The sequence below is a fragment of the Candidatus Manganitrophaceae bacterium genome, from assembly GCA_012960925.1.
Classification (GTDB): domain Bacteria; phylum Nitrospirota; class Nitrospiria; order SBBL01; family JAADHI01; genus DUAG01.
Map to the genome: position 1 here is coordinate 1 of DUAG01000063.1, position 311 is coordinate 311.

Here is a 311-nt window from a genome sequence, read left to right on the forward strand (position 1 = left end):
CGAAAGAGTCGTTGGAGTTCAGAACAAACGAACTGAATGGAAAGGTCTAACCAACCACCCAAACCCGAGTGTTGTCTTGTCGAAGGAGAGGGGAAGATCCGATGGAAGGATTTAACCGAACGACGGCAGGGAAGGGTACACAGGGAAAAGCGCGGGCCGCAAGCGGGACACGCATCCTGCTTAAGCAATTCAGCCTCGAAATTGCAAAACACAGGTGGGGACGAGTTTAGGAACTCGGAACCTAAAATGGACAAGACCGCTCAAGGTGAGGTTGCGGACAACCTGTCGGGGTCAGAGAGCGTGGCACGCGA